The sequence below is a fragment of the Pedobacter antarcticus genome (assembly GCF_900103515.1).
Classification (GTDB): Bacteria; Bacteroidota; Bacteroidia; order Sphingobacteriales; family Sphingobacteriaceae; genus Pedobacter; species Pedobacter antarcticus.
In genome coordinates, this window is the sequence record NZ_FNGZ01000004.1 from 1 (window position 1) to 24443 (window position 24443).

Annotated in this window: 18 protein-coding genes; 9 read left to right on the forward strand and 9 right to left on the reverse strand. The window is 40.8% G+C overall.

From position 1 onward, the window contains the following. On the forward strand, nucleotides 1-252 hold a 252-nt coding region (locus tag BLR53_RS09910), incomplete at its 5' end, for an integrase core domain-containing protein (protein WP_143007859.1). A gap of 263 nt (nucleotides 253-515) precedes the next feature. Here the strand turns inward: BLR53_RS09910 and BLR53_RS09915 are convergent. Then, a complete protein-coding gene (locus BLR53_RS09915; RefSeq protein ID WP_074589781.1) occupies nucleotides 516-2306 on the reverse strand; it encodes a M61 family metallopeptidase in 1791 nt (596 codons plus the stop codon). A 144-nt stretch (nucleotides 2307-2450) separates the two neighbouring features. Here BLR53_RS09915 and BLR53_RS09920 point away from each other — a divergent pair, with 144 nt between their 5' ends. The 4 genes from BLR53_RS09920 to BLR53_RS09935 are packed head-to-tail and all read left to right on the forward strand — an operon-like array spanning nucleotide 2451 to nucleotide 8847. Then, nucleotides 2451-3527, forward strand: coding sequence for an efflux RND transporter periplasmic adaptor subunit (locus BLR53_RS09920; protein WP_037442869.1), 1077 nt, complete (start codon nucleotides 2451-2453; stop codon nucleotides 3525-3527). 10 nt (nucleotides 3528-3537) lie between these two features. After that, nucleotides 3538-6651: an efflux RND transporter permease subunit gene (locus BLR53_RS09925; RefSeq protein ID WP_074589312.1), complete on the forward strand. Its 3114-nt coding sequence runs from the start codon at nucleotides 3538-3540 to the stop codon at nucleotides 6649-6651. Between the two features lie 10 nt (nucleotides 6652-6661). Continuing rightward, a complete protein-coding gene (locus BLR53_RS09930) occupies nucleotides 6662-7975 on the forward strand; it encodes a TolC family protein (RefSeq protein ID WP_074589783.1) in 1314 nt (437 codons plus the stop codon). Nucleotides 7976-7992: 17 nt separating this feature from the next. After that, nucleotides 7993-8847: an N-acetylglucosamine kinase gene (locus BLR53_RS09935; RefSeq protein ID WP_037442865.1), complete on the forward strand. Its 855-nt coding sequence runs from the start codon at nucleotides 7993-7995 to the stop codon at nucleotides 8845-8847. Between the two features lie 6 nt (nucleotides 8848-8853). Here the strand turns inward: BLR53_RS09935 and BLR53_RS09940 are convergent, their stop codons facing one another. Then, nucleotides 8854-9345 carry a GAF domain-containing protein gene (locus BLR53_RS09940; RefSeq protein WP_037442863.1) on the reverse strand — a complete coding sequence of 164 codons (492 nt, stop codon included), beginning with the start codon at nucleotides 9343-9345 and terminating at the stop codon, nucleotides 8854-8856. 187 nt (nucleotides 9346-9532) lie between these two features. Next, nucleotides 9533-9730: a hypothetical protein gene (locus tag BLR53_RS09945; RefSeq protein WP_037442861.1), complete on the reverse strand. Its 198-nt coding sequence runs from the start codon at nucleotides 9728-9730 to the stop codon at nucleotides 9533-9535. 408 nt (nucleotides 9731-10138) lie between these two features. Between BLR53_RS09945 and BLR53_RS09950 the strand changes: the two genes are divergently transcribed. After that, entirely contained in the window at nucleotides 10139-12658 is a 2520-nt protein-coding gene (locus tag BLR53_RS09950) for an NACHT domain-containing protein (protein WP_074589314.1), read from the forward strand. 13 nt (nucleotides 12659-12671) lie between these two features. Here BLR53_RS09950 and BLR53_RS09955 read toward each other — a convergent pair whose 3' ends face one another. The 4 genes from BLR53_RS09955 to BLR53_RS09970 all read right to left on the reverse strand — a co-directional run bounded on the left by BLR53_RS09955 (nucleotide 12672) and on the right by BLR53_RS09970 (nucleotide 17612). Continuing rightward, nucleotides 12672-14381, reverse strand: coding sequence for a PAS domain-containing protein (locus BLR53_RS09955; protein WP_083332046.1), 1710 nt, complete (start codon nucleotides 14379-14381; stop codon nucleotides 12672-12674). Between the two features lie 101 nt (nucleotides 14382-14482). Continuing rightward, on the reverse strand, nucleotides 14483-16087 hold the full coding sequence (locus tag BLR53_RS09960; RefSeq protein WP_074589318.1) for a S8 family peptidase: 1605 nt from the start codon (nucleotides 16085-16087) through the stop codon (nucleotides 14483-14485). Nucleotides 16088-16293: 206 nt separating this feature from the next. Further along, nucleotides 16294-17085, reverse strand: a complete 792-nt coding sequence (cobA, locus tag BLR53_RS09965) for a uroporphyrinogen-III C-methyltransferase (protein WP_074589321.1) — start codon at nucleotides 17083-17085, stop codon at nucleotides 16294-16296. Between the two features lie 89 nt (nucleotides 17086-17174). Further along, nucleotides 17175-17612: an RrF2 family transcriptional regulator gene (locus BLR53_RS09970; protein ID WP_037441549.1), complete on the reverse strand. Its 438-nt coding sequence runs from the start codon at nucleotides 17610-17612 to the stop codon at nucleotides 17175-17177. Nucleotides 17613-17943: 331 nt separating this feature from the next. Here BLR53_RS09970 and BLR53_RS09975 point away from each other — a divergent pair, with 331 nt between their 5' ends. Both BLR53_RS09975 and BLR53_RS09980 read left to right on the forward strand, forming a co-directional pair. After that, nucleotides 17944-18255 (forward strand): hypothetical protein, encoded by a 312-nt coding sequence (locus BLR53_RS09975; protein ID WP_037441547.1) that lies wholly within the window; start codon nucleotides 17944-17946, stop codon nucleotides 18253-18255. An 88-nt stretch (nucleotides 18256-18343) separates the two neighbouring features. Then, nucleotides 18344-19672 carry a sigma-54-dependent transcriptional regulator gene (locus BLR53_RS09980; RefSeq protein WP_037441545.1) on the forward strand — a complete coding sequence of 443 codons (1329 nt, stop codon included), beginning with the start codon at nucleotides 18344-18346 and terminating at the stop codon, nucleotides 19670-19672. A 1-nt stretch (nucleotide 19673) separates the two neighbouring features. Here BLR53_RS09980 and BLR53_RS09985 read toward each other — a convergent pair whose 3' ends face one another. After that, complete coding sequence (locus BLR53_RS09985) at nucleotides 19674-22211, reverse strand: hybrid sensor histidine kinase/response regulator (protein WP_074589323.1); 2538 nt, start codon at nucleotides 22209-22211, stop codon at nucleotides 19674-19676. 83 nt (nucleotides 22212-22294) lie between these two features. Continuing rightward, the gene (locus BLR53_RS20280; protein ID WP_074589325.1) at nucleotides 22295-23722 is read right to left on the reverse strand and encodes a methylated-DNA--[protein]-cysteine S-methyltransferase; all 1428 of its coding nucleotides are present in this window, start codon (nucleotides 23720-23722) and stop codon (nucleotides 22295-22297) included. Between the two features lie 153 nt (nucleotides 23723-23875). On the opposite strand from BLR53_RS20280, the gene BLR53_RS09995 reads away from it, so the two are divergent. Next, nucleotides 23876-24439, forward strand: a complete 564-nt coding sequence (locus BLR53_RS09995; protein ID WP_037441539.1) for a dihydrofolate reductase family protein — start codon at nucleotides 23876-23878, stop codon at nucleotides 24437-24439. Nucleotides 24440-24443 lie beyond the last annotated feature (4 nt).

Below are 24443 nucleotides of genomic sequence, written 5' to 3' on the forward strand. Positions count from 1 at the left end.
AGTCCTTATGAAAATGCCATTGCAGAAAGGGTAAACGGGATACTAAAATCAGAATTTGATTTGCATAGCTCAAAAGTTGGTTTTAGGGAAACTACCCAAAAGATAAGAGAAAATATCCAAACCTATAATCAATTAAGGCCCCATGCTAGTTGTGATTATCTAACTCCAGAGCAGGCACACCTGAAACACGGGCCATTGAAAAAAAGATGGAAACCTAAATGGTGCAAACCAAATGAAAAGCAACTTGTATAATTGATACAGGAATAACAAATTTGCGTGTATAGTCTATCTAAAATTAATTCAGTAAACTGTATAGCCATTTCAGGATAAGACAAAAGAAATAATTTGACCTGTCTTTATTCGTAGCATGCTAGAATATGGTCTTAGTGTTGGTGCTATGAAACCCGCAGGAGTGTAGTTATAAACTAAATTCTATTCAAGTAAAACGCCGGTCTCCTTTTTGAGGACCGGCGTTTTTGAACTGATTTTTGGTTGTATTTTTCTGGGTCAGGGTTTTATACACCTGTCCAACGTTTCCAGACAGCTTTTTGGGCTGCTGTAGCTTTTGGATTGAGTTCTGCACTCAATTTAACGTTAGGGCTGGATTTCAGTTTAATGCTAAAGTCTTTTTCCAGACCGTCACGAAGTACTTTAATTTGGATGATGTCTCCAACTTTTTTGTTCTGGACAATCATCTGATTAATATTTCTTTCTGCGGGCAAGCCATCAATGCTGATGACTTCATCATTGACATTCAGACCATCGGTCCAGGCAGCAGAGTTTCTGGATACTGAGCTAATAAAGTTCCTGCCTTCTATGATTCTGTTGGAGATGCCAAGGTATGGAATTTGTTTTCCTGCATTTTCATCTTTAATTGTGATGCCTGCATAAGCCAGGTACTTCTGATATTCGATTGGTGCCGTACCGTAAATATATTTGCTGTAGAAATCTGTCAGGCTAATGCCGCTGATCTTTTCAGCCATAGCCTTAAATTCAGCGTCAGTGTATCCTTTACCTTCAGCTTTAACTTTCTCGTACATAGCCTTCATTACGTCGTCAAGGCTTTTCGCCCCTTTGGTGGCCTGAGCAATCTCAATGTCCATTAGTAAGCCGATTAACTCCCCTTTGCTGTAATAGGAAACGGTTGTGTTAGCGGAGTTTTCATTCGGTCTGTAGAATTTGATCCAGGAATCGAAACTGGCTTCTGAAGCACTTTGAATTTTTGCACCGGGTGTGTTCACAACTGCAGTGATTGCATCTGCCAGTGTAGAGACAAACTCCTGGTTCGTCCACAAACCAGAACGGAGCATCAGCTTATTCTCATAGTAAGCTGTAAATCCCTCTGAAATCCAGAGGTTAGTTGTGTAATTTTCGCTTTCGTAATCAAACGGACCTAATGCTACCGGACGCAGACGTTTCACATTCCATAAATGATAATATTCATGCGCAACCAGGTTTAAGAAGCCTTTATAACCTGCTTCTGTAGTATAGGCATCTCTGCTTGCACCCAGAACCGTCGAGTTCAGGTGCTCCAGTCCGCCACCGCCACGCTGGAAGTTATGTACGATGAAAGTATAATGCTTATTTGGATTTTCACCATAGATAGCTGTGCCCTGTTCCACAATTTTAGCCATATCAACCTTCAATTTCTCTGCATCATAATTTCCGCCGCCATACATTGCAACTTCATGTTTTACACCGGCAGCCGTAAATTCAAAAATATCCTGATTACCAATTTCAATCGGGCTGTCGAACAGTACGTCATAATCTGAGGCAGTATAAGTAAATTTCTTTCCTGCTACCGGCTCCAGGCCTGTAGACACTTTAGACCAGGTATGAAAAGGCACAACCTGCACAGTGCTCGACGATGCCAGGCTTCCATCCGGATACATAAAGATCCCGGTTGGAGAAATGAATGCATGAGAATCATCTACAAATGAGGTTCTTACAGAAACTTCAAAAGCATAAACACTGTAATTAACTTTAAGGTTCTTCGCTCCCGAGGTATATACCCTCCAGGTATTCTTATTAATTTTTTCTGCTTTAAGTGCCTTGCCTGCAGCATTAGCCTTAAAACCTTCTACATTTTTCGCAAACTCACGGATCAGATAAGAACCCGGCGCCCATGCTGGCATCTTCACATCTACAAACTCTTTACTCAAACCCGAAAGTTCCATTTGTACTTCCGCATAATGTGCTTGCGGCTCCTTAAAGCTCAGTTCGTAATTAATTTTTAACTGCGCTTTTGCAGCAAAAAAAGGGGAAAGGATCATCATCATTCCCAAAGTCAATTTTCTCAACAACATATTTGATTCTTTTGCGGCAAATTTAAAACATATGCTAATGCCGGCCATTTAAAATAAATAATAAGCTGTAACATACTTAATACAAGCTCCGGAGGAGAACTTATTTGAATATTTTTGTTTTCTCATACTTCCGTAAAATCAATTATGAAACTTAAATATCTTATTTATACGCTGCTTGTTGCTGGTGTCGCTTATCTCATCTATTACCGGATTTCCGCTAATCAAAAAATAGGTGCGTCTTCTAATGGAGGTGGTGCATCCGGTGGTAAAGCCCCTGCCCTGAATGTAACGGGTGTCGTTGTTCAGCCTGCTCCTTTTGCCGATAATCTGGAGGTGACAGGAACAATAGAAGCGAACGAAGCGGTCGCATTGCAGTCAGAAGTTTCCGGTCTGGTAACCGGAATTTATTTTACTGAAGGTGGCCAGGTTACGAAGGGTTCTTTACTCGTTAAAATTAATGACAGAGATATACAGGCCCAGTTGCAGGAATCACTAACTAAACAAAACCTGTCTGCAACTAATGAAGGTCGCGCCAGACAATTGCTGGATAAAGGGGCAATTAGCCAGGAGGAATATGATACCGCTCTCGCAGATCTGAAATCTCTGCAGGCACAAGCACAACTGATTCGTGCGCAGCTGGCAAAAACCAGTATCCTTGCACCTTTCAGCGGAAAAATAGGCTTAAGATCAATCTCACAGGGGGAATATATTACTCCGACCACCATCATCGCAAATTTACTGAATACCAACCCTGTTAAAATCAACTTTTCGGTTCCTGAAAAATATATGGCGCAAATTAAAAACGGCGCAACTGTTACTTTCCGTACCGATGGTTCAAACCATATGTATACTGGAAAAGTATTTGCCATTGAACCGGGCATCAACTCACAAACGAGAACTCTTCAGATCAAGGCTTTAGCCCAGAATGCACATCAGGAATTACGTCCGGGGTCATTTGCGAAAATATCACTTACACTGGATAAGATTGAAGACGCGATTATGATACCTAACCAGGCTATTATCCCGGTACTGAAAGGTAAAACAGTTTTTATAACTAAAAATGGTAAAGCAAAACAGGTAGAGGTACATTCCGGAACACGGACGGACCAGAATATCCTGATAACTTCAGGCTTAAGCGTAGGTGATACCGTGCTAACCTCCGGAGCATTATCCTTGAAAGATGATGCAGCTGTTCATGTTACACTGGTTAAACAAAAATAGCACCTGACAAATGAGTATTTCAACCACAAGTATAAAACGGCCGGTTCTGGCCATTGTAATGAACCTGATGATCCTGCTTTTCGGGGTTATCGGTTACAATTTCCTTGGCGTAAGGGAGTACCCCAATATCGACCCAACGGTTGTATCGGTAAGAACTTCTTATCCGGGAGCAAATTCAGATATTATTGAATCGCAGATCACCGAACCCCTGGAAAAGGCGATCAACGGTATCGATGGGATCCGGAATATTTCTTCGTCCAGTAACCAGGGAACAAGTAACATTACAGTCGAATTCAATCTTGATAAAAACATAGAAGAGGCAGCTAATGACGTTAGGGATAAGGTATCCCAGGCGAGCCGCTCACTTCCAAAAGATATTGACGGTAATCCTGTAGTAAGCAAGGCAGATGCGAACTCCGATGCGATTATTACCATGACCATCCAGAGTGATCAGCGTAATCAACTTGAATTAAGTGATTATGCCGAAAACGTTATCGCCGAAAGAATTCAGACAATTCCCGGAGTCAGCGGAGTACAGATCCAGGGACAAAAGAAATATGCTATGCGTATCCGGATCGATCCGGGTAAACTGTCGGCCTACGGTTTAACTTCCCAGGATATTGTTGCTGCACTTGATAAAGAAAACGTGGAGCTTCCATCAGGAAAAATTACGGGTGCCAATACGGAGCTAACGGTTAAAACTTTAGGAAAACTGACTAACGAAAGTGAGTTCAACAATCTTATCCTTAAAAATGACCTGAATAACGTTATTAAATTAAAAGACGTAGGATACGCAGAATTAGGCCCGGAAAATGAGGAAACCATCCTGAGAGAATCTGGAAAACCCATGGTTGCTGTAGCCCTGATTCCACAGCCGGGAGCTAACTATCTGGATATCTCCAAAGAGTTCGAAAAACGTTACGAACAGTTAAAGGAAGAAAGTCCAAAAGATATCACATTGAATATCTCACTGGACAATACCCGGTTTATTAAAAGTTCGGTAACAGAAGTTGCCGAAACAATCTTACTTTCCCTGGTACTGGTAATCTTAATTATTTACCTTTTCTTCAGGGACTGGGCAATTGCATTCCGGCCTTTGATCGATATACCGGTCTCTCTGGTATTCACCTTTTTTATCATGTATATTTTCGGTTTCTCGATCAACGTATTGAGTTTACTGGCGATTGTACTGGCAACAGGCCTGGTGGTGGATGACGGGATTGTGGTTACGGAAAATATCTTTAAAAAGGTCGAAGAGGGCTATTCACCTTTCGAGGCAGCAATTAAGGGTGCAAACGAAATCTTTTTTGCCGTTATTTCTATTTCAGTAACCCTTGCCGCTGTATTTCTTCCGGTTATTTTCCTGCAGGGATTTGTCGGGCGGCTTTTTCGGGAATTCGGAATAGTCATCGGGGCCGCAGTACTGATTTCAGCATTCGTTTCGCTCACGCTTACACCGATGCTGAATGCTTACCTGATGAAAAGTACGGGCCACGTAAAATCACGTTTTTATAACTGGACTGAGCCTTATTTTGTTGCATTGAATGATAACTATGCATTAAACCTGGAGAAGTTCCTGCGTAAGAAGTGGCTTGCCATTCCTATTCTGGTTGCCTGTGTCGGACTGATTGTATTGTTCTGGAAAGTGCTGCCTAAAGAAACGGCTCCTTATGATGACCGAAGTGCTATCAATATGAATATTACGACTCCTGAAGGTTCATCTTACGATTATACAGATGAATTTATCATGAAGATCGCTAAAATGGTAGAGGATTCTGTTCCGGAGAAAAAAGTATTAATTACCATTACTTCTCCTGGTTTCGGCGGATCGGGTGCGACCAACAGTGGGTTTGTGAGAATGGGTCTGACAGATCCGGGGGACAGGGACCGTTCTCAGGAAGAAATTGCTGCACAGCTTACCCGTATCACCAAAAAATATACAGAAGGTAAAGTACTGGTTACGCAGCAGCCAACGATTTCTGTTGGGCGTCGTGGCGGTCTGCCGATCAATTACATAATTCAGGCACAAAATTTTGACAAACTGCGAGATAAAGTACCTCAGTTTATGGAGGAAGTAAGCAAGGATCCTACTTTTACAGTATCCGATGTGAATCTAAAATTCAATAAACCTGAAATCAACCTGACTATTGATCGTGATAAAGCAAGGAACCTCGGCGTTTCGGTAACAGATATCGCACAAACTTTACAACTCGGACTAAGCGGGCAGCGTTTCTCTTATTTCTTTATGAACGGCAAACAGTATCAGGTAATCGGACAGTTTGACCGCGGAAACCGTAAAGACCCGCTTGACCTAAGCTCTGTCTACGTGAGAAGTGATAAAGGCGAGCTCATTCAGATTGACAACCTTGTCTCTTCTAATGAAGAGAGCAGCCCACCACAGCTCTACCGAAATAACCGTTTCATAGCAGCTACGGTATCGGCAGGTCTTGCACCCGGTAAAAGTATAGGAGATGGTATTGAAGCCATGGACAGAATCCGTGACAAAGTTCTGGATGAAACATTCTCGACCGATTTAGGTGGTGAATCAAGGGATTTCAAGGAAAGTTCTTCGAATACGATGTTCGCTTTCGGATTAGCTTTATTATTGGTTTATTTGATTTTATCTGCTCAATTTGAGAGCTTTAAAGATCCAATTATTATTATTCTTACCGTTCCTATGGCTGTCGCTGGTGCATTTCTGTCGCTATGGTTATTTGGCCAGAGCTGGAACATCTTCAGTCAGATCGGAACAATCATGCTGATTGGTCTGGTTACCAAAAATGGTATTCTGATCGTGGAATTTGCCAATCAGCTTAAAGAAGAAGGAAAAAATGTGCAGGAAGCAATCAGAGAAGCTTCAGTTTCCAGGTTAAGGCCTATTCTAATGACCAGTCTTGCTATTGCAATCGGTGCCTTACCAATTGCCCTCGCCCTTGGTGCAGCTGCGAAAAGCAGAATGGGTATGGGTATTGTAATTGTCGGTGGAACTACTTTCTCCCTGGTACTTACCTTATTTGTAATTCCTTCGATCTATTCTTACTGGTCTAAAGAACACAAACAGAACACAGAGCTGGAGCGCTCTTTAAAGGCAGCCCTGGAAGAGGATGAAAAATCTTCAGTTTAATATGAGCAAGATGAGCAAAAAAATATTTCAGATTCTGCTGGTTATGGCTGTTTTCGGCTTTCAGCAATCTTATGCCCAGGATACCCTGAGTCTGCGGGACGCGATTACGATCGCACTGCAAAACAACTATGATATCCGTCTGGTACAAAATCAGGTGGAGATCGCCAAAAACAATAATAATGTAGGTAATGCCGGAATGTTACCCAATCTAACCGGAAACTTCAGTAAAGGAGGTGGCAGGCAGAATTCTGTGCAAACACCCGCCACCGGACCAGAAAGAAAAGTTGATGGTGCCAGAAGTACTAATATGAACTATGGTGTGGGTCTGGGATGGACAATTTTCGATGGTTTACAAATGTTTGCCAATCATGACCGGCTGAAAGCACTGCAGCAACAGGGAGAGATTAATGCAAAGGCGACTATCTTAAGTACGATATCAGACGTCGTGTCTGCCTACTATGCTATTGTGAGGCAGCAAAAACTTGTTGTCGCTACAGACACTGCGCTGGATATCTCCAGGCTGAGAGTTACGATTGCGAGCAACAAACTAAAAATCGGACGTGGTTCAAAACTGGATGTATTAACTGCACAGGTAGATTACAATACAGACACAACAACCTATCTGCAGCAGATCAATATCCTGAGAACGTCTAAAATAACTTTGAATGAGATTATGGCCAGGGACCTGAAAACCCCTTTTGTAGTTGGAAATAATCTCGATATAGATGAAGGACTCAAATATGCAGAGCTGGACAGGATGACCCAGGAACTCAATCCTAATCTCCAGAGCGCAATGGTCAGCAATAAAATCGCTGCACTAAATCTAAAAGTTGTTAAAGGCCAGCGCTACCCGGTAGTTGCTTTGAACGGCGGATACGAATTTTCCAACAGCACTAGTCCTACGGGCTTTAATCAGAAGTTCAGAGCTAATGGAATGACATATGGTGTTACAGCTAACCTGAACATCTTTAACGGCTTCCTGCAGCGGCAAAACGAGCGTAATGCGAAAGTAGAGATTCAAACAGCAGCTCTTACACTCGCACAGACCCGCCAGACGGTAAATTCAATGTTACTGTCCAGCTTTGAGAACTACAGAACTAACCTGGACCTGCTCAAAGTGGAAACCGGCAACACAGAACTAGCCAGACAAAATCTGGATATTACATTCGAAAAATACAGGCTCGGCAGTATCACGCCGCTTGAGCTCCGTGAAGCTCAGCGTAATTCAATCAATGCGATTACCAGGTATCTGGACGCAAGATACCAGGCCAAGCTTACAGAAATCAGCCTGAAAGAAATCAGCGGAACTTTAAATGTTCAATAATATGTTTAATTTAGGACATGATTTTAGTTGCTGACAGCGGATCGTCTAAAACTGACTGGAGAGGTTATCACCAGGGGAATATTATCAGTTTTGAGACCAAGGGTATCAATCCGTATTTTTTAAATGCACAGGATATTTTCAAAATTCTGTCAGAGGTGAAAGAATTGGAAAATCTGAGAGACCGGGTCAGAGAAATTTATTTTTATGGCTCTGGGTGCTCTTCTCCTGACAAGCATGAGGTCGTATCGAATGGACTATCATCGTTCTTTACCAGCGCTTTCATTTGCGTGGAGAACGATCTGATTGGTTCAGCTTATGCAACATGTGGAGACGAGGAAGGTCTGGTCTGTATCCTTGGAACAGGATCTAATGTTTCTTACTATGACGGCGCAGCCACCCGGGACGGCAATCATGGATTAGGCTACCTTTTGGGAGATGAAGGTTCCGGAACTTATTTCGGTAGAAAAATGCTATCCAGCTATTTATATGGCCAGATGCCAAAGGAGCTTAGTCTGCGCTTCAAAGAGATGTACCCTATTGAAAAAGAGGAAGTCATTACCGCTGTCTACCAGCGTCCGTTTCCCAACACTTACCTGGCTACTTTCAGCAGGTTTATGGCAGACAACCAAAATCATCCATTTATTCATACTATACTGGAAAATGGATTTCAGGAGTTTATAGACGTGAATATCAAAGATTTCAAGGACTATGAAAGATTAACCTGCCATTTCGTGGGCTCGATATCCTGGTATTATCAGGACATACTGCGTCAAATAGGAGCAAAAAATAATCTTCATATCGGGCATATCCTGCAAAAACCAATTGAAGGGATTTTCCAGTACATCTTGAAAAGAGAAGGTTTGCCCGCTTAGTAATACCTACTGCTGGCCGATGGCAGTGCCCGGAGAGTTATTTCTTCTCAGAGCATTTATTTCTATACCGACAGCATCTGCAATTTCATCAAGTTCGAATTGTTCTTTACTGGTAAAATCCTTTGTCTGATAATCGATCAGGCACAGCATGCCTATGATCAGGCGTTCTTCTGAATAAACAGGTGATGTCGCGTAAAACCGGATTCCCCTCTCCGCAGCAAGTAATGGGTTGGTTAGCCGGATAACTGCTTGTACATCATCAGACATTAATGTAAAGGCATCTTCTCTGAGTGCTATAACAAACGAATTAGATGCTTTTTGGTCCTGGGGGCCTCTTTCTATTCCGGAATTAACAAAATTAATGATCGCTGCAGTCATTCCAAATTTAACTGCAGCGCGCTCAGCTAAATTCTCAAAAAATTTATTGTTCAGATTCGATTGAATCCGATACCCCCCGGCATAACCTGCAGAAAGATTAGAGTTTATGGTGTAATTCATAGTAAATTTCAATACTTGTGCAATTATTATACCCTAATAAAAACATTGTCTTAAAAATATTACATAACACCGTCTATTATCGTCTAAGAACTGTAATATTTTCGATAGGCTATTTTCAAAACATTATAGCCATTATTTGGTTCATAGACGATATGCATCATTTTCCACATTATGGGCAATTTTTGCTTTACATCTTATCGGATACTTCCTGGTAGCGGATAAATTGCCAGTTAAGCTTAACATCGCGCTCAAAAAAAACTTTAAAACTGGAATTTGGAGGCAGGGTGAAATGAAAGGACAACGTAGTTTCTTTCTGATCTTTTGGTATAAATCCGGGTAACAGTGTGAGGGCTATTGATTCGATCTGGTCGGCAGTATGCTTCATAATTTTAATTTATCAGGCAAAATTAGCTTTTTCATTTTCTTTAAACGTATAGGAGAAAATTGCTTTTGCTTCAGCAGTAAAAAAAAAGATAAATCACGTTCCCATCCTTAATATATTCTAAAGGTTAAGGAACTGTATTCTTCATGTTCCTTTTGTTCATTAAACATAAGGAAACTAAGAGTTAAATTTGTTCATTTCATTCATTATTCATTCGGAAACATATAATATAGCGCTCATAGTTAAATAATTAACCTATTAAGTATAAATTAGTAGATGTTTTTATAGAATGACGGATAAATATTAAATACCTCTTGTTCATTTTAAACACATATGTGTATATTGGTTTCCATAATACGCCATTTATTATCTAATGGCTAAAGAATAAATATCAAAAATTATCACTCTTGTATGGAATACGGTCAACAACTCAATGAGCTAAAAGGCTTAATTCTCTCCAAATGCGGAATACGGTATGTCACGCCCGCGGATTGTAAAAGGATCTCAATAGAAATTAGTAGAGAGCTCAACAAAAATGTGAGTGAGACTACTATTAAAAGACTATTCGGATTTGCAGTCGTCAAACATAAATTCTCAAATTTCACCCTCACCACCCTCGCGGATTTTGTAGATATGGCTAAGGTAACCGAATTCATTATTCCGGAAGCTGAAAAATGTGCTATAGAATTTAAAAGTTTGAGAGAGAAAGCAAGTAAAATAACTCAGTTTACATTAAAGACCATAAAAAACAGGTCAGGAATTCCATATCAATACACAATCAGCAGAGACTACGCTGTAAAAGATTTTGAAAGATTCTATCAGAACGAAACTATTTTCACCAGCCTGGTTTCACAGCCTGGATATGGCAAAACAATCTCATTAAGTCACCTGGCTGAAGAGATGTTTTATGCAGAAAAAGCTCCTTATAAAGAATCGACAGTTTTATTTTTAAAGGCCTATAATTTCTTCAGTAAAGAGCTGGCAAGACTTCATATAGATGAACTGCTGCAAGTTCATTTACAGCTGAACGACAAACAAAATATACTCGACTATATAAATAAAACCCACGAGATTAATAACAGCAAATTTGTTCTCATTATTGATGGTTTTTCGGATATGCCCGTGCTCAAGGAAGATCTGTTCGGCATATTTGATAACCTGATCAACCTGATTTGCGCCCTCGAAGATTATAAGAATATCAAGCTGATATTAAGCATGCGGTCCACTACCTGGACTCGCTTTTACGACAGGATCCGGCATTCTTCCTTTCTAATGGACCATTGGTTTCCCGGGCAACATTACAACGCGAATGAGATGAATAATGTACCTGCATTCTCAGAAAAAGAAGTTGACGCAATTGTTTCTAAACTGAACGAGCAACAAACAGTTTTAATTAGCCCCGCACTGAAAGCCCAACTTAAATATCCCTTCCAGATTCAATTGTATTATCAGCTGAAAGAGGAAAATCCTGATTTCAGCTATTACTCAAACATCACATTTTTCGAACTTGTATCGCGCTTTATTAAAGAAAAAATTTATCATTCAAACTATTATACAGAGAAGATTCTCTTCCTGAAAAAAATCATTAAACTAACCAATTACGGAAAGAACGCTAAATCCGTTGAGAAAGATAAGTTATTCAGTGAATTATCGTCGTTCCGTAACGCTTATATGGAACTCATTGCAGATGGTATTTTAATGGAGGAGAAAAGTGCAGATGAATCCCACCCTAAGGAGTATGTGCGCTTTCTTCACCCACATACATTTGAATATTTTTTATTTGTTGAGATTCTGGAAAAATTCAATCTTCAAACCAACAGCGGGTTTTTCAATTTCATCAATAAGGAGTACGAAGGAAGCAACGTCAGGTTCCAGCTTTTGCAATGGACTGCCAGATTTCTGATTATCACCAACAATTTCAACGGGTTGCGTCAATTGCTTGAAATAAACTTGGTGAGTTTTGAATTGAATTATCTGCTACTTTTTGTAGCTGAAGAAATTAAATACAGGTCAAAATCTGATTCTGCTTTGCTGGAAACACTGGAAAAGCAGAAATTCCATGATTATGTGATCTCCAAGCTCAATAATTTTGACTTCATTGACTCCTGCTATAGAGAGTCTATTCTTGCGTTCATTAGCATTACTAAAAACCAGGACCACCTGATTACGTATTACGCTATTTTGGGGATTATCGATTTTTGCCGTCTTGATAAAGTCTCCATCAAGAACAATATCGAAATATTAAGTAATTATGAGGATTCAACTTGGATGTTTCATCGTGCACGCTCATTACAGGTTATTCTTGCTATTCTGAATGGTACACCTGTTAAAGATCCGACTCTGCTGCAACAAATAACAGATCTGAAAAACGGAAAAAACCCGTTCAATATCGAAAAAGGCCAGATAATGAATACAAAGGTGTGTATCGGTTATGTCTATCTGCTATTTATCAACCTGCTTACAGGTGATCCTGAATCCGGTGCAGATATGTTACAGGAAATATTAAAGGTACACGCTGATGACAACAGAGGTAAAACTGTTTTCAGCAACTATTTGATATTCCTTTACGGGTTGTTTCTTGCACAGTCAAAGTCTGTTAAATATATCAAACAGGGTGAAACTCTTATTGAGGAGTATCTGCAGAAAAAAGACATGCGTTTAAGCAGATATCAGGAAGCTATTATATCAATGTTGAAGGCACAGCAGGCATACTCTAAAAAAGATTACGTGCGTGTGTTAAGCTATTCTGCAGATGGACTTGCTATGTTTAGACGTAATGACATTGCTTTAAACCCTATTATGATTTATAACCTCCTGATCAAAGTTTATTCGGATTTAAAAAATTATGGAAAGGCGCAGGAATACACACTGGAAAAGATGGAGTTAATTAATAAATGCCAGATTGACCAAAAAGTTTTCGCTAACTTTTAACTAATTGGTTAATTCAGCTGTCGTGCGATGGGGTCTTATCGGCTATATTTATAATAATAGCATCCAGTTCTTTCGCTGAGTTTTCCAGATGCAACAACAATTCTTCTTTATCATCGCCGGGTTCGAAATTCTTAAGCAAATCGACTAGTCCCATGACCCTGGCAAGTGGCGCCCGCACCAGATGAGATTGTATCCAGGCAATTTCCTTAAATTTCTTATTCTGCTCCTCGATTTCTCTCAGGTGCATTTTATTCTGGGTGATATCCCGTTGTATAGATATCCAGTGTGTCACCTTGCCGCTTTCGTCGGCGATGGGTGCATTACTCTGGCTAACCCAATATTCCTTCCCCTGCTTGGTATAGTTGATTACCTCGATCTCACAGGGTACCTTATTCGCTATCGCCGCACTGAGTTTTCTAATTTCATCCCTGTCTGTTTCCGGCCCTTGTGATATTCTTGGAGAGGCACCTAACAGTTCATTTTTATGATACCCAGACATACGGGTAAATGCTTCGTTGACATAAATAATTGCCTGACCACTGCCCTCTACATTGCCGGTACAGATTAAAACGGCATCTGTAGCATTAATTACAACTGATTCAAGCAACCTTGACCACTCTTCTTCCTGTTTACGCTGGGAGATGTCTTGCATACTACAAATCATCCGGACAGATGCACCCTGGCCGTCAAAGACCATAAAACCACGGTCAAGCACAAATTTATATGACCCGTCCGAACAGCAAAATCTATATTCTTCCTTCCACCTCGCAATCCGGTTTATAATATGCTGTTTCATGTTATGTGTAACACGCTCCCGGTCTTCAGGATGAATCTGATTTGCCCACCATTCACTGCTGGTGGTATTTTCAATAAGGTCTTTATAACCAAAGATTCCCTTAATCCCTTTATTCCAGTGTATTTTCCCTGTCAATAGATTCCAGTCCCAGATTGTATCACTGGTCGCCTTAGAAACAATCTCGTATCGTTCTGCACTTTCCCGAAGCGCTGCTTCATTTTTAACGCGTGCAGTGACGTCCCTGAAACTGCATAGATATCCGCCAATTGCAGGATCTTCAGTTAAATTAACCAACAACGTTTCTACCCAGAATGTATCGCCTGCAAGATTTTTACATCTTAGAGGTTCAAGCCTGATCCTGTCAAAAGAATAGATATTTTCAAAATATTTAAGTAGTTTTTCATGGTCCCGCTTATCGACATATTGTAATGAGGAGTGCCCGATAAATTGTTCTGCCATGGCATCTTTACCGAGAAATTTCAATAAGGTCGGATTGAGATAAATGTACCTGAGATCTACGCCGACAACAGCGATCATATCGCCCCCGTCTTGTACCATTTCCATGAACTTACGCTCCTGCTGCCCTAGTTCAATTTGCTTTAATGGTAATGGCCGGATGCTTGAGATCGTAACTAAAACAGCATTTTTAATTGGTGCATCGATGTCGCTCAGATGCAGTAATACAACAAGATTTTCACCGCCTTTAGTGGTATGAATCTGCTGCTGTTTACGCTCGCCAAACTGAATAGCCGACAAATTATCGTCATTGCCGGACCAAAGCTCGTTAACCTCCATTTGCAGGAATTCTGCTAAGCTGTACCCATATACTCTAACTGCAGCATCATTAACCAGCAGAAACTTCAGAGAGATACGATCATACACCCACATGGGGAGTGGTGACGAATGAAAAAGGAGTTCATTAGTCATGGTAATACAGGGTTATCATATTGTAATTATACAAAAAAATAAACAAAAGAACCCTTCCGTCTGGAAGGGTTCTTTTGTTTAAATGAAATGAACAGGGGGGGTTATTTATAGCTCGCTGCAAGCTTAAGTGCTTCATAAGCATTAACGATCCCACCGCTGATAGATAGCTCTGCAAAAGGCACAACTTTAGCCTCTTCTCCTTCTTCACCACTGATCTCCACATCATGATTGACTTTTGTTACGGTCTTCATAATGATCTCTTTTACCTGAGCAGCTTTCAGCTTAGGATAGTATGACCTGATTAGCGATGCTAAACCTGCAACTACCGGAGAAGCCATACTCGTACCATTATAAGCCTCATATTTAGAGCCCGGAACAGTCGAGTAAATCTGCACACCTGGTGCAAATACGTCAACTGTTGTTTTACCATAGTTAGAGAAAGAAGCTTTAAGTGTCTTGTCATCTTTAGGCCCCGAAGCACCGACTACTATATAAGCATCGGCAATTCCACCACCTTCATATCTGCGATCCGGAAAGCTTTTCTCTACATCCAGGTTCTTATTATCATTTCCTGCAGCCTGAATGATAAGCACATCTTTTGACATTGCATATTTTACCGCATCATCGACTGCTTTTTTATCCCAGGAATATGCTTTACCAAAACTCATGTTTAATACCTTCGCGCCATTCTCTACAGCATAGCGGATTGCATTAGCTACATCTTTATCTCTTTCATCTCCGTCCGGAACACTACGCACACCCATAATCTGCACATGGTCTGCAACGCCTTTTATACCGAGGTTGTTAGTACGGTCTGCCGCAATAATACCGGAAACATGTGTACCGTGACTGGCATCAGGCCCGGCTACATCATTATTACCATAGAAACGCTCTTTGCTATCTGCATAATTATCGCCGACAAGCTCCGGACGCGGATCATAATTCATATTCAGATTGTATGCTAATTGTTTCTGATAATGATCTAATCCTTTCTTAATCTGTGATTCGTAAAAATCTTTATAAGTCGTATTTTCCAACTGGCTCACCATAATACCTTTAAGCCGGTCTTCCATACCTGTTTGTGTCTGAACATTTTTGAAATCTGCCTGATCCGGGTTGTCTTTACCCATCTTTTTCACCATTTCGTCCAACACACCTTTTAAAGCTGAAATATTAGCAACAGCGTTCTCTGCTTCGTCTTTCTGTTTGTCGAAATCTGTTTTAGCTTTCTGATAAGCTTCGAACGCGGGCAGGTCTTCTGCTTTTACGGTTTGTGCAGTCTGCTTATCAAACTTCGCAGAATCTCTTCTTAATATTCTTGTCAATTCAAGCGTTTCGTGGTCCACAGAGCCTTTCGCCGATCCCAGAAAGTTCCAACCATGTACATCATCTATATAGCCGTTTTTATCATCGTCCTTTACATTTCCTGCAACTTCTTTTTTATTGGTCCAGATTACACTTTTAAGGTCTTCGTGTGTAGTCTCCACACCACCGTCCAGTACGCCGACAATCACAGGAACGGCTTTCTTTCCTTTCAATAGTTCTTTATATGCTTTTTCTGTACTGATTCCAAATACGGTATCTTGTTTCAAATCCTGGTTCTGCCAGTTGTTATTCTGCTGTGCAAAAGCGCTAAACCCCAGTCCAAAGGCAAATACAGTACTTAAAGCAGCACGCATCATCAATTTATTCTGTCTTGTATTCATAGTATGTTATAATTAGTCTTAAAACGTAAAACCGGAGAATTATTGTCCCGCCTGACGGCAAGGCGCGAACTGTATTAAAGAATAGTTCCCAGGCCCGGTAATCAAAGTTAAGAATAGAGCTTATTATAAAATAAAAAAACCAGATATTTCTACCTGGTTTTAAATATTATATAGTTGTAAACGGATTATTTCTTCAATAAATCAAATTAAGCGTCAGCGAGTATCGCATAGAAATCACGAATTCTGTTAAAGGACGGATGCAGCGAAACGACATTGCCAAATACAAGTAAGGCCGGGGAAGATATTTTATGATCCTCTACCAGTTCTGCTATCGTGTCTACCACACCAACGAGAATATGCTCATCTACTGTGGAGCCATTTTCAATCACAGCTACCGGAAGTCTTTCTTTACCTTCTTTTCTGAATACCTCAGCAATTTCCCTAATTTTCTCAATTCCCATTAAAACCACAACCGTTGCGTCAGATTTCGCGGCTCCGGTTAAGTCAGCTGAAATTTCGCCGCGGGTATTTACCCCGGACAGAACCCAGAAACTTTCGCTCAATTCACGATAGATCATTGGGATTTTGTGTAAACCAGGAACTCCTGTTGCACTGGAGATACCAGGAATTATTGAAGTTTCAATGCTATAAGATTCCGCGAAATCAACCTCCTCGTAGCCTCTGGCAAATACAAAAGGATCTCCGCTTTTCAAGCGTACCACATGACCGTAGTTGAGTGCGTAATCTACCATAAGCTGGTTTACAGCCTGCTGGGAAAAAGCCTCATCGCCAGTTCTGTTTCCTACAAAAATTTTGATTGCTTTTTCTGGTGCATGATTGAGTAATGCTTCATTCACAAGTGCATCGTATAAAACCACATCAGCACTCTGCAATGCTTTAACACCTTTAAGACTGATCAAATCGGGATCACCAGGTCCTGCACCAAGTAGCGTAATCCGAGGTTCGAGTTGATTGTTTTTGATTTGATTTAAGACCATAAGTAGCTAGATTTTTGTGATTATATATGTCCGTTAACACAAATATAACAAAGTCTATCGATTTACTGGTCTTTTATTCAGAAATAATTTTAAAATCCTTCTTCTCCGTTTAATTCACGCGCAATCACGTCTGCTACAGAGGTTTTAGACAAAACTTCAAGGGTAGCATCCCGGACATCAATAAAAGTTTTACGTATTCCACATGTTTTTTCATCGTGGCATTCATCGCATTTTCTGTAGAATTTTAGACTCGCACAGGGAACCATTGCAATAGGCCCGTCCGTAATTCTCAGAATATCTGCCAGATAAATATCAGCTGCATCCTTATTAAGATTGTACCCGCCGCCGGCTCCTTTTTTACTGTATAAGTAGCCTGCATTACGCAAATCCAATAAAATCTGTTCCAGAAATTTCCTTGGAATCATCTCCTGCTCAGCAAGTTTGACAATTTGCATAGGAGGATTTTCGACATTCTTGCCTAAAGCCACCAGAGCTTTAATGGCGTATTTTGTTTTCTTAGACAACATATAGATACAAAGCTAAGAAAAGATTTAGTTATTGTTGAAATACAACAGTTTCATTACCTGCAGCGCACAATATCCCGTATTATATTCTTCTATTTCTTTCACAGACAACAGAATTTGAAAGGGCAATAGTCAGCGTAATAGTCAATATTGGCTATAAAATGCCTGTTAAAAGGGCAAAGTGTGGAGAAAGTCGGCACCTATATGATCTTTAGATAACACTCAAAATACTGATAATCAACGGAATTAATAAATAATGGCACGCTGGCATTATTTTGAAACATGTCTTATCAGAATTAACTATAACATATTTATAAATTTAAAACATATCACTATGAAAAATTTCATTTTATCAGCAGCCCTTTTAGTATTCGCAGGAGTTTCAACCGTTAATGCAAATGAAATTAAATCGCCGTTAGCGATTACAGTACAGCAAGATAGTTCAGCTAAAGTACCGGTTAAACTGGAAGAATTACCACAGCCAGTACAAACTACCCTGAAAGCTGATGCTTATAAAGACTGGGTGCCTACTACCGCATTTTTAATTACCAATGCTGATAAGTCTACTTATTATCAAGTAGATGTGAAAAAAGGAAATGAAGTTGCTTTCCTTAAAGTTGGACAAGACGGTACAGTTATTCAATAACCTTATCCATTTTATTAAAATATAATGATATAAAAGCCGGAAGTTCTCCGGCTTTTGTATTTTTGCCGTAATATCAAAGCGGATAATCATGGCGAAAATACTAATTATAGAAGATGACCTCACGTTCTCACAACTACTGGAAGGCTTTCTTAAAAAGCACGGCCATGAACCGGTCATCGTCCATGATGTCAAAAATGCATTCAAATTACTTTCCCAGGATGAATTCCAGTTACTGCTTATAGATTACCGTTTACCTGACGGAAACGGTTTTGATATTTTAGCGCATGTCAGAGAAAAAGGACTGCACAGTCCGATTGTAATCATGACAAGCTTCAATGATGTTCGTACAGCAGTTAAATCTATTCAGCTTGGCGCAATGGATTATATCACCAAGCCTGTCAACCCTGACGAACTGCTGATGATTATTAATTCGGCATTAGATAAGAAAGATATTCCAGATACTAAAGATACTGTTGAACATAGCGATTTTATTAAAGGTAAAAGTGCTACAGCAGATAAATTATATGCACATATTGACCTGGTTGCTCCCACTGACATGTCTGTAATTATACAGGGTGAAAGTGGTACGGGAAAAGAATATGCTGCACGTACTGTACACACACAGAGTAAAAGAAATGGCAAACCGTTTATAGCAATAGACTGCGGTGCCCTTTCTAAAGATCTCGCTGCAAGTGAATTATTTGGCCATGTTAAAGGTGCCTTTACTGGAGCTGTTAGTGATAAAAAAGGACAATTCGAAGCCGCCGATGGCGGAACGTTATTCCTTGACGAAGTCGGAAATCTGAGTTACGAAGTACAGGTAAAATTACTGAGGGCACTACAGGAACGGATTATACAGCCGCTGGGCAGTAATAAAAGGATTCCAGTAGATGTCAGAATTATCACAGCGACCAATGATGACCTGCTGAACAGCATCCAGCAGGGAGAATTCAGAGAAGATCTGTATCATCGTCTAAATGAGTTTAAAATCCTTTTACCTGCCTTAAGAGAGCGGGATAAAGATCTGGAGCTTTTCATTGAACATTTTATTAAACTTTCTAATAAGGAACTTGATCGTAATGTAAAGCACCTGGCGCCAGCCGTTAAATCACTTTTATTAAATTATGACTGGCCGGGTAACTTAAGGGAGCTTAAAAATGTAATCAAAAGAATGGTATTACTGACGCCGGGAGATACCGCTGAAATGGAATCGCTTCCGGATGAAATGATCCTTGCAATCAAGCAAAGTCCTAAACCCGGTGGTTCAGATTTAAAAGCAATCAATGAAAGTAATGAGAAAACCCTGATCATAGAGACGCTGATTAAGGTTAAATACAATAAATCAAAAGCTGCAAAGCTGTTAAATATCGATAGAAAAACGCTTTACAGTAAAATGGAGCGCTACGAGATAGAATAATTTACTGCTGCTGTAAGTTTGCAATCTTCTGGTCTACCAATTCAATAAGGGCATTCAATTCTGTAACCATCAATCTGGTCGTATTTGCGTCTTCTACTGTAATAGTACCTGCCCGGTCCAGACTGATCTCCATTAAACGAAATTCCGCAGCTAGTGTTGAGGCCCCCATCTGAGCTGTCCTCCCGGCGATACGGTGGACAATAAGTCTGGCTTCTTCGAACTCTGTCTTTTTCAGTGCTTCCAGCAAGGTCATGCTGTCCTGCTCGCAGTCATCTCTGAACCGGTTTAAAATTTTTAAAAGCAAGTCATTGTCTCCAAAGGTCATCTTTTCGATAACGCTTGTGTCGAAGTCTACCACGCTGGTGGTTATAGTTGGTTGTGTAATAATTTTCTGCGTAACTGGTATTGCTACGGATCCCGGTACCCGGAATACACCTAAAAGATCCGTTTCCCGGAAAGGTTTCATTAGTAAGCCATCAAATCCCTGTGCAAGGACAGACTCCAGTTCTTCCGGCAGGACTTGTGCAGTCATCGCAAATATCTTTACATCTGCAGGAATCTTTCTGCGCATCTGCTGACACAATTCTCTTCCCGAAATTCCAGGCATCCGGATATCCATTAAAATATAACTGACTTCATTATCCCATGGGGCAGACAGCATATCAACAGGACTGTTAAAGCACCGGTACGCAATATTACGCCGTTTAAAAATCACCTCGCACAAGTCTAGAATGAGACTGTCGTCATCGACCACCCAAACACGGCCCTGAACAACCGGCCCCTGCAGTTCAGGCGTATTTTTAGGAAGATCCGTTTCTTCTCCAACCTCCATAGTCAGATATACTGTAAAAGTACTTCCTTCTCCAGGTTTGCTCTTCACATAAATCCTTCCGCCTTGATTCTCTACCAGCGACCGGACAATATTCAATCCCAGACCAGCACCAGCTTTGTTAGTAACCTCTTTATCCGGAGAATCAATCTGCTCAAACTCAATAAATATCCGGTTACTCTGCTCCTCTGTCATTCCGATTCCAGTATCGGTTATAGTGAAAATCATGTGGAGCTGACCACCCTGCCGTTTATCTTCTGCCCGTAATAAAATCTCACCATGAGGCGTAAACTTAATGGCATTACTCAGCAGGTTATACAGAATCTGCTTTAAACGGAACGGATCTCCCATCACAATACCAGAACCGGAAAGATCAACGTCAGTACGCATGATCAGTTTTTTCTGTTCTGCCTGGGGTTTCATAACAAGAATCACATCCTCAAGCAGATCGGCGAGACGGAAAGTCTTGGAACTGAAGGTAAACTTGCCTGATATAATCCGGTTATAATCTAAAATCTCATTGACAATTTGCAACAGGTGTTCTGAGGAACTATAAATCGCATTAATATCCCTTAACTGAGGGTTCGGCTGATTCCTGATAATTTCTGCATAACCAATAATAGATTGAAGGGGCGTCCTGATCTCATGACTCATATTAGACAGAAAGCGCTGTTTCGCCATACTGTGAAATTCGGCTTCATCCCTCGCTTCTTCGAGTTCCTTCCGGTAAAGGTTGCTTCGGGTAATATCAGTGAGAATCAGGTACAACAGAATAACGGTAAGGAGGAAAAATCCGATCATAATGAAGCTGATCCTGCTGATTCCGGTATTAACGACTTCTTTAGCGCGGATTCCATTCTGTTCGATCTGAATAACCACCTCTCCCTCTACCTTACGCAGAATATCCAGCATCTGGTTAATGAGCTTATTATTAGCTTCAGCTAGTACAGCCTCCCGGTCAAGAAACCTCGCACTTTTAATTTTCTGTTCTTCTGCGATTGTCCTCAGGGATTTTTCGAGTCCTCTCGCGATTACAGTATCTGCTGATAGTGAAATTGTATCTCTCTGGATCTTTTCTTCATTTGTCACCTGATAGGAAGTATTCTCTTCCTCTTTTTTCTTTCCAAAAATCCGGTTAAAAAGTCCTTTCTTCTTGACCTCATCTACCGGGAAAATAGTTACTGTCGAAGTTTTTTTCTCTGTAGTAACCACGGTGCTATCCTGCGGGCCCGGGCCCTTATTTACCAATTGATTAAGCTTCTGTACTTCATTTCGAAAGGATTGGTTATTAACCAGGCCTTCTCTTACTTTCAGATAATTTACAAATTGCCTGTCACGAATAACCAGCAGGCCCTCAATAGACTTAATCCTACTCAGTTGTACGGAGTCATTCTTATACATACCTGAAAGGGAGTCGAGTAATACACGGAGCTGCCGGGACTCTTTAAAAAACTGATTGTATTTACCAGGGGAACTAAATGCCAGGTTCTTCTGCTGCTGATCAAGACTGGAAACTTTACGGGATACCATATTAACCAAACGGAGTTTATCATTCGGCGCCGATATAGAATTAACGGTATCGAGCATCTCGTCAAAGGCAACCTTACTGACTCCCCAGGCCAGGAACAGCGCACAGAAAGCGAGTAAAAAACCCACTATGATTTTTCCTTTGGCAGCACTTAAAAAACTCTTCCTGGTTACATCTGTCATTCAGCCCTGGTTTTAATAATCCGGTAAAGATAACAAAGCCTGTTGTTTTTTGTTCAGTTTTGCCCAGCTTATAAAGCAAACGCTCAGCCCTGATCCAGCATAGTACGGAAGGTTAGATTGATACGGGGAGTTTTCACTTTTACCGTCGGCGGTAATCTATGCAGCCAATGTGTCTGTGTGGTTCCCTGCATAACGAGTAAGCTTCCGCTTTCGAGCATCAAATACACGTAGTCGCCGGTTGTCTTGTGTTTAAAGGCAAATTTACGAATCGCTCCAAAGCTCAGGGAAGCAATACAGGTGTCTTTACCGAGAGACTTCTCGTCATCACTGTGCCAGGCCATTCCTTCTTGTCCATCATGGTAAAGATTGAGCAGGCATGAATTAAACTTCTGGCCGGTCTGTGCCTCTACATGGTGTTTTAAAACAAGCAGGGCCGGAGTCCAGGCTTTAGCTATTTTTGTAGTCTTCGAATAAGTATACTGAAAAGCTTTGTCTCCATACCAGGCCGCTTTTCTTTTCGTATAGATATGTTTACCAAATATAACAGCCTCATCGGGCTGCCATTCTATTTCTTCCAGCAGAATTGCAAAAAAAGACTGCGCATCGGCAATACTAAACTGAGATCCGTAATAAAAAACCTCGCCGTCATATGGTAGTATATTCTGCCTCTCATTTTCTGCTAAAGCTGATTCCCATCCAATCATTGCGCTTTTCCTGTCTGCCCCCCAATGATATTGTCCGAAAGCTCCACTGGATTGAATTACCCGGTGACAGGGAATAAGAAATGCTACAGGGTTCATTCCTATCGCAGTACCTACAGCCCTGGACGAGCCCGCCGCTCCGACGCCAGCTGCAATCTGTCCATATGTGGTTAATCGTCCAGAAGGAATCTTCAGAAGGGTCTCCCATACTTTTAACTGAAAGGGAGTTCCTTTAAGGTGCAATTTTATCTGTTTGAGATGGCTCCAGTCCTGTCCGAAAATATGCAGCGCATTCTGTTGTATGGTGTCTGTCAGCTGTTTGAATACGGCATTCGGGAATCTCTTCTCCAACTGCTGAAAAGCACTTAACGTATCTTCAGCAAAAGCCATATAACAAATTCCAATGGCAGTAGATGCAACCAGCACCTGACCAAATGGGGTCTGGGCAAAGCTGTAATTAATAAGCAGCAAATTACCACCCGTTTTGAATTCTCCGGGGGTCATTCCTTCTATATGAACGAATAAATCATGCAATCTTCCTGTACCCGATAAACCGCTGTCATACGCGGTATCAAATAAACTGGATTGCTTATCCCGGAGAATGCTTTTAGCATGTTCTACTGTCAGGTACTGCAAAAACTTCTTCGGACTTACTCCTGCCCATTCTGTAAATAAACGTTGAAAATGAAATGGACTTAGATGTACACTCTCCGCTATCTCGTCAAGGTCAGGCTGAGTTTTAAAATTCCGGCTGATATAATTAATTGCGGCTTCGATACGTTCGAAATTTGTTTCTTCCTGTGTGTTCATAAGCTTCAGATATTATACAAAGATAAGGCAGGCTGAAACACCCGAAAACCCAAAACTTGCTAAAGTTATCCCATTATACAGGCAAAAACTAAAATCTTATGATTTGGGGAGTTGTTATTAAATATATTAAATTAGACGAACCAAATAGAAATCATGAGAAAACTAAAATTGCAATTGCAGATGAGTGCTGATGGTTATGCCGCAGGTCTTGAAGGAGAACTGGACTGGCTGGTATGGGACTGGGACGATAACCTGAAAGCACATGTCAGTAAACAAACAGAAAATGTTGACTGTATACTGCTCGGCAGAAAACTGGCAGACGGTTTTATCCCACATTGGCAATCTTTACAGGAAAACCCGGAAACAGCGGATGCATCCAGCGAAAAGATGGTCAATACGCCAAAAATTGTTTTCTCTGCGACTGCAAATGCACAGGACTGGAAAAATACGATGGTTATCAGCAGCGATGCGGAAACTTTTATCAGGCAGTTAAAATCTCAGCCAGGAAAAGATATCATGGTTTACGGTGGCTGCAGTTTTGTATCTTATTTAATAGATAGCGGTCTAATCGATGAGTTCCACCTTTACATGAATCCTGTAGCAATTGGTGGAGGTCTGCCTGTTTTCAGAAAGTCCACTGAAAATATTCAACTCCGACTAACTCAGTCACTTTCTTTCAGTTCGGGAATTGTACTGCTTCAATACGAGCCGAAATAATAAT

Bases quoted from the DNA above. Each gene is read 5' to 3' on its own strand.
- BLR53_RS09915 (WP_074589781.1), bottom strand. From the start codon at position 2,306: ATGTTGTTGAGAAAATTGACTTTGGGAATGATGATGATCCTTTCCCCT.
- BLR53_RS09920 (WP_037442869.1), top strand. From the start codon at position 2,451: ATGAAACTTAAATATCTTATTTATACGCTGCTTGTTGCTGGTGTCGCT.
- BLR53_RS09925 (WP_074589312.1), top strand. From the start codon at position 3,538: ATGAGTATTTCAACCACAAGTATAAAACGGCCGGTTCTGGCCATTGTA.
- BLR53_RS09930 (WP_074589783.1), top strand. From the start codon at position 6,662: ATGAGCAAAAAAATATTTCAGATTCTGCTGGTTATGGCTGTTTTCGGC.
- BLR53_RS09935 (WP_037442865.1), top strand. From the start codon at position 7,993: ATGATTTTAGTTGCTGACAGCGGATCGTCTAAAACTGACTGGAGAGGT.
- BLR53_RS09940 (WP_037442863.1), bottom strand. From the start codon at position 9,345: ATGAATTACACCATAAACTCTAATCTTTCTGCAGGTTATGCCGGGGGG.
- BLR53_RS09945 (WP_037442861.1), bottom strand. From the start codon at position 9,730: ATGAAGCATACTGCCGACCAGATCGAATCAATAGCCCTCACACTGTTA.
- BLR53_RS09950 (WP_074589314.1), top strand. From the start codon at position 10,139: ATGGAATACGGTCAACAACTCAATGAGCTAAAAGGCTTAATTCTCTCC.
- BLR53_RS09955 (WP_083332046.1), bottom strand. From the start codon at position 14,381: ATGACTAATGAACTCCTTTTTCATTCGTCACCACTCCCCATGTGGGTG.
- BLR53_RS09960 (WP_074589318.1), bottom strand. From the start codon at position 16,087: ATGAATACAAGACAGAATAAATTGATGATGCGTGCTGCTTTAAGTACT.
- cobA (WP_074589321.1), bottom strand. From the start codon at position 17,085: ATGGTCTTAAATCAAATCAAAAACAATCAACTCGAACCTCGGATTACG.
- BLR53_RS09970 (WP_037441549.1), bottom strand. From the start codon at position 17,612: ATGTTGTCTAAGAAAACAAAATACGCCATTAAAGCTCTGGTGGCTTTA.
- BLR53_RS09975 (WP_037441547.1), top strand. From the start codon at position 17,944: ATGAAAAATTTCATTTTATCAGCAGCCCTTTTAGTATTCGCAGGAGTT.
- BLR53_RS09980 (WP_037441545.1), top strand. From the start codon at position 18,344: ATGGCGAAAATACTAATTATAGAAGATGACCTCACGTTCTCACAACTA.
- BLR53_RS09985 (WP_074589323.1), bottom strand. From the start codon at position 22,211: ATGACAGATGTAACCAGGAAGAGTTTTTTAAGTGCTGCCAAAGGAAAA.
- BLR53_RS20280 (WP_074589325.1), bottom strand. From the start codon at position 23,722: ATGAACACACAGGAAGAAACAAATTTCGAACGTATCGAAGCCGCAATT.
- BLR53_RS09995 (WP_037441539.1), top strand. From the start codon at position 23,876: ATGAGAAAACTAAAATTGCAATTGCAGATGAGTGCTGATGGTTATGCC.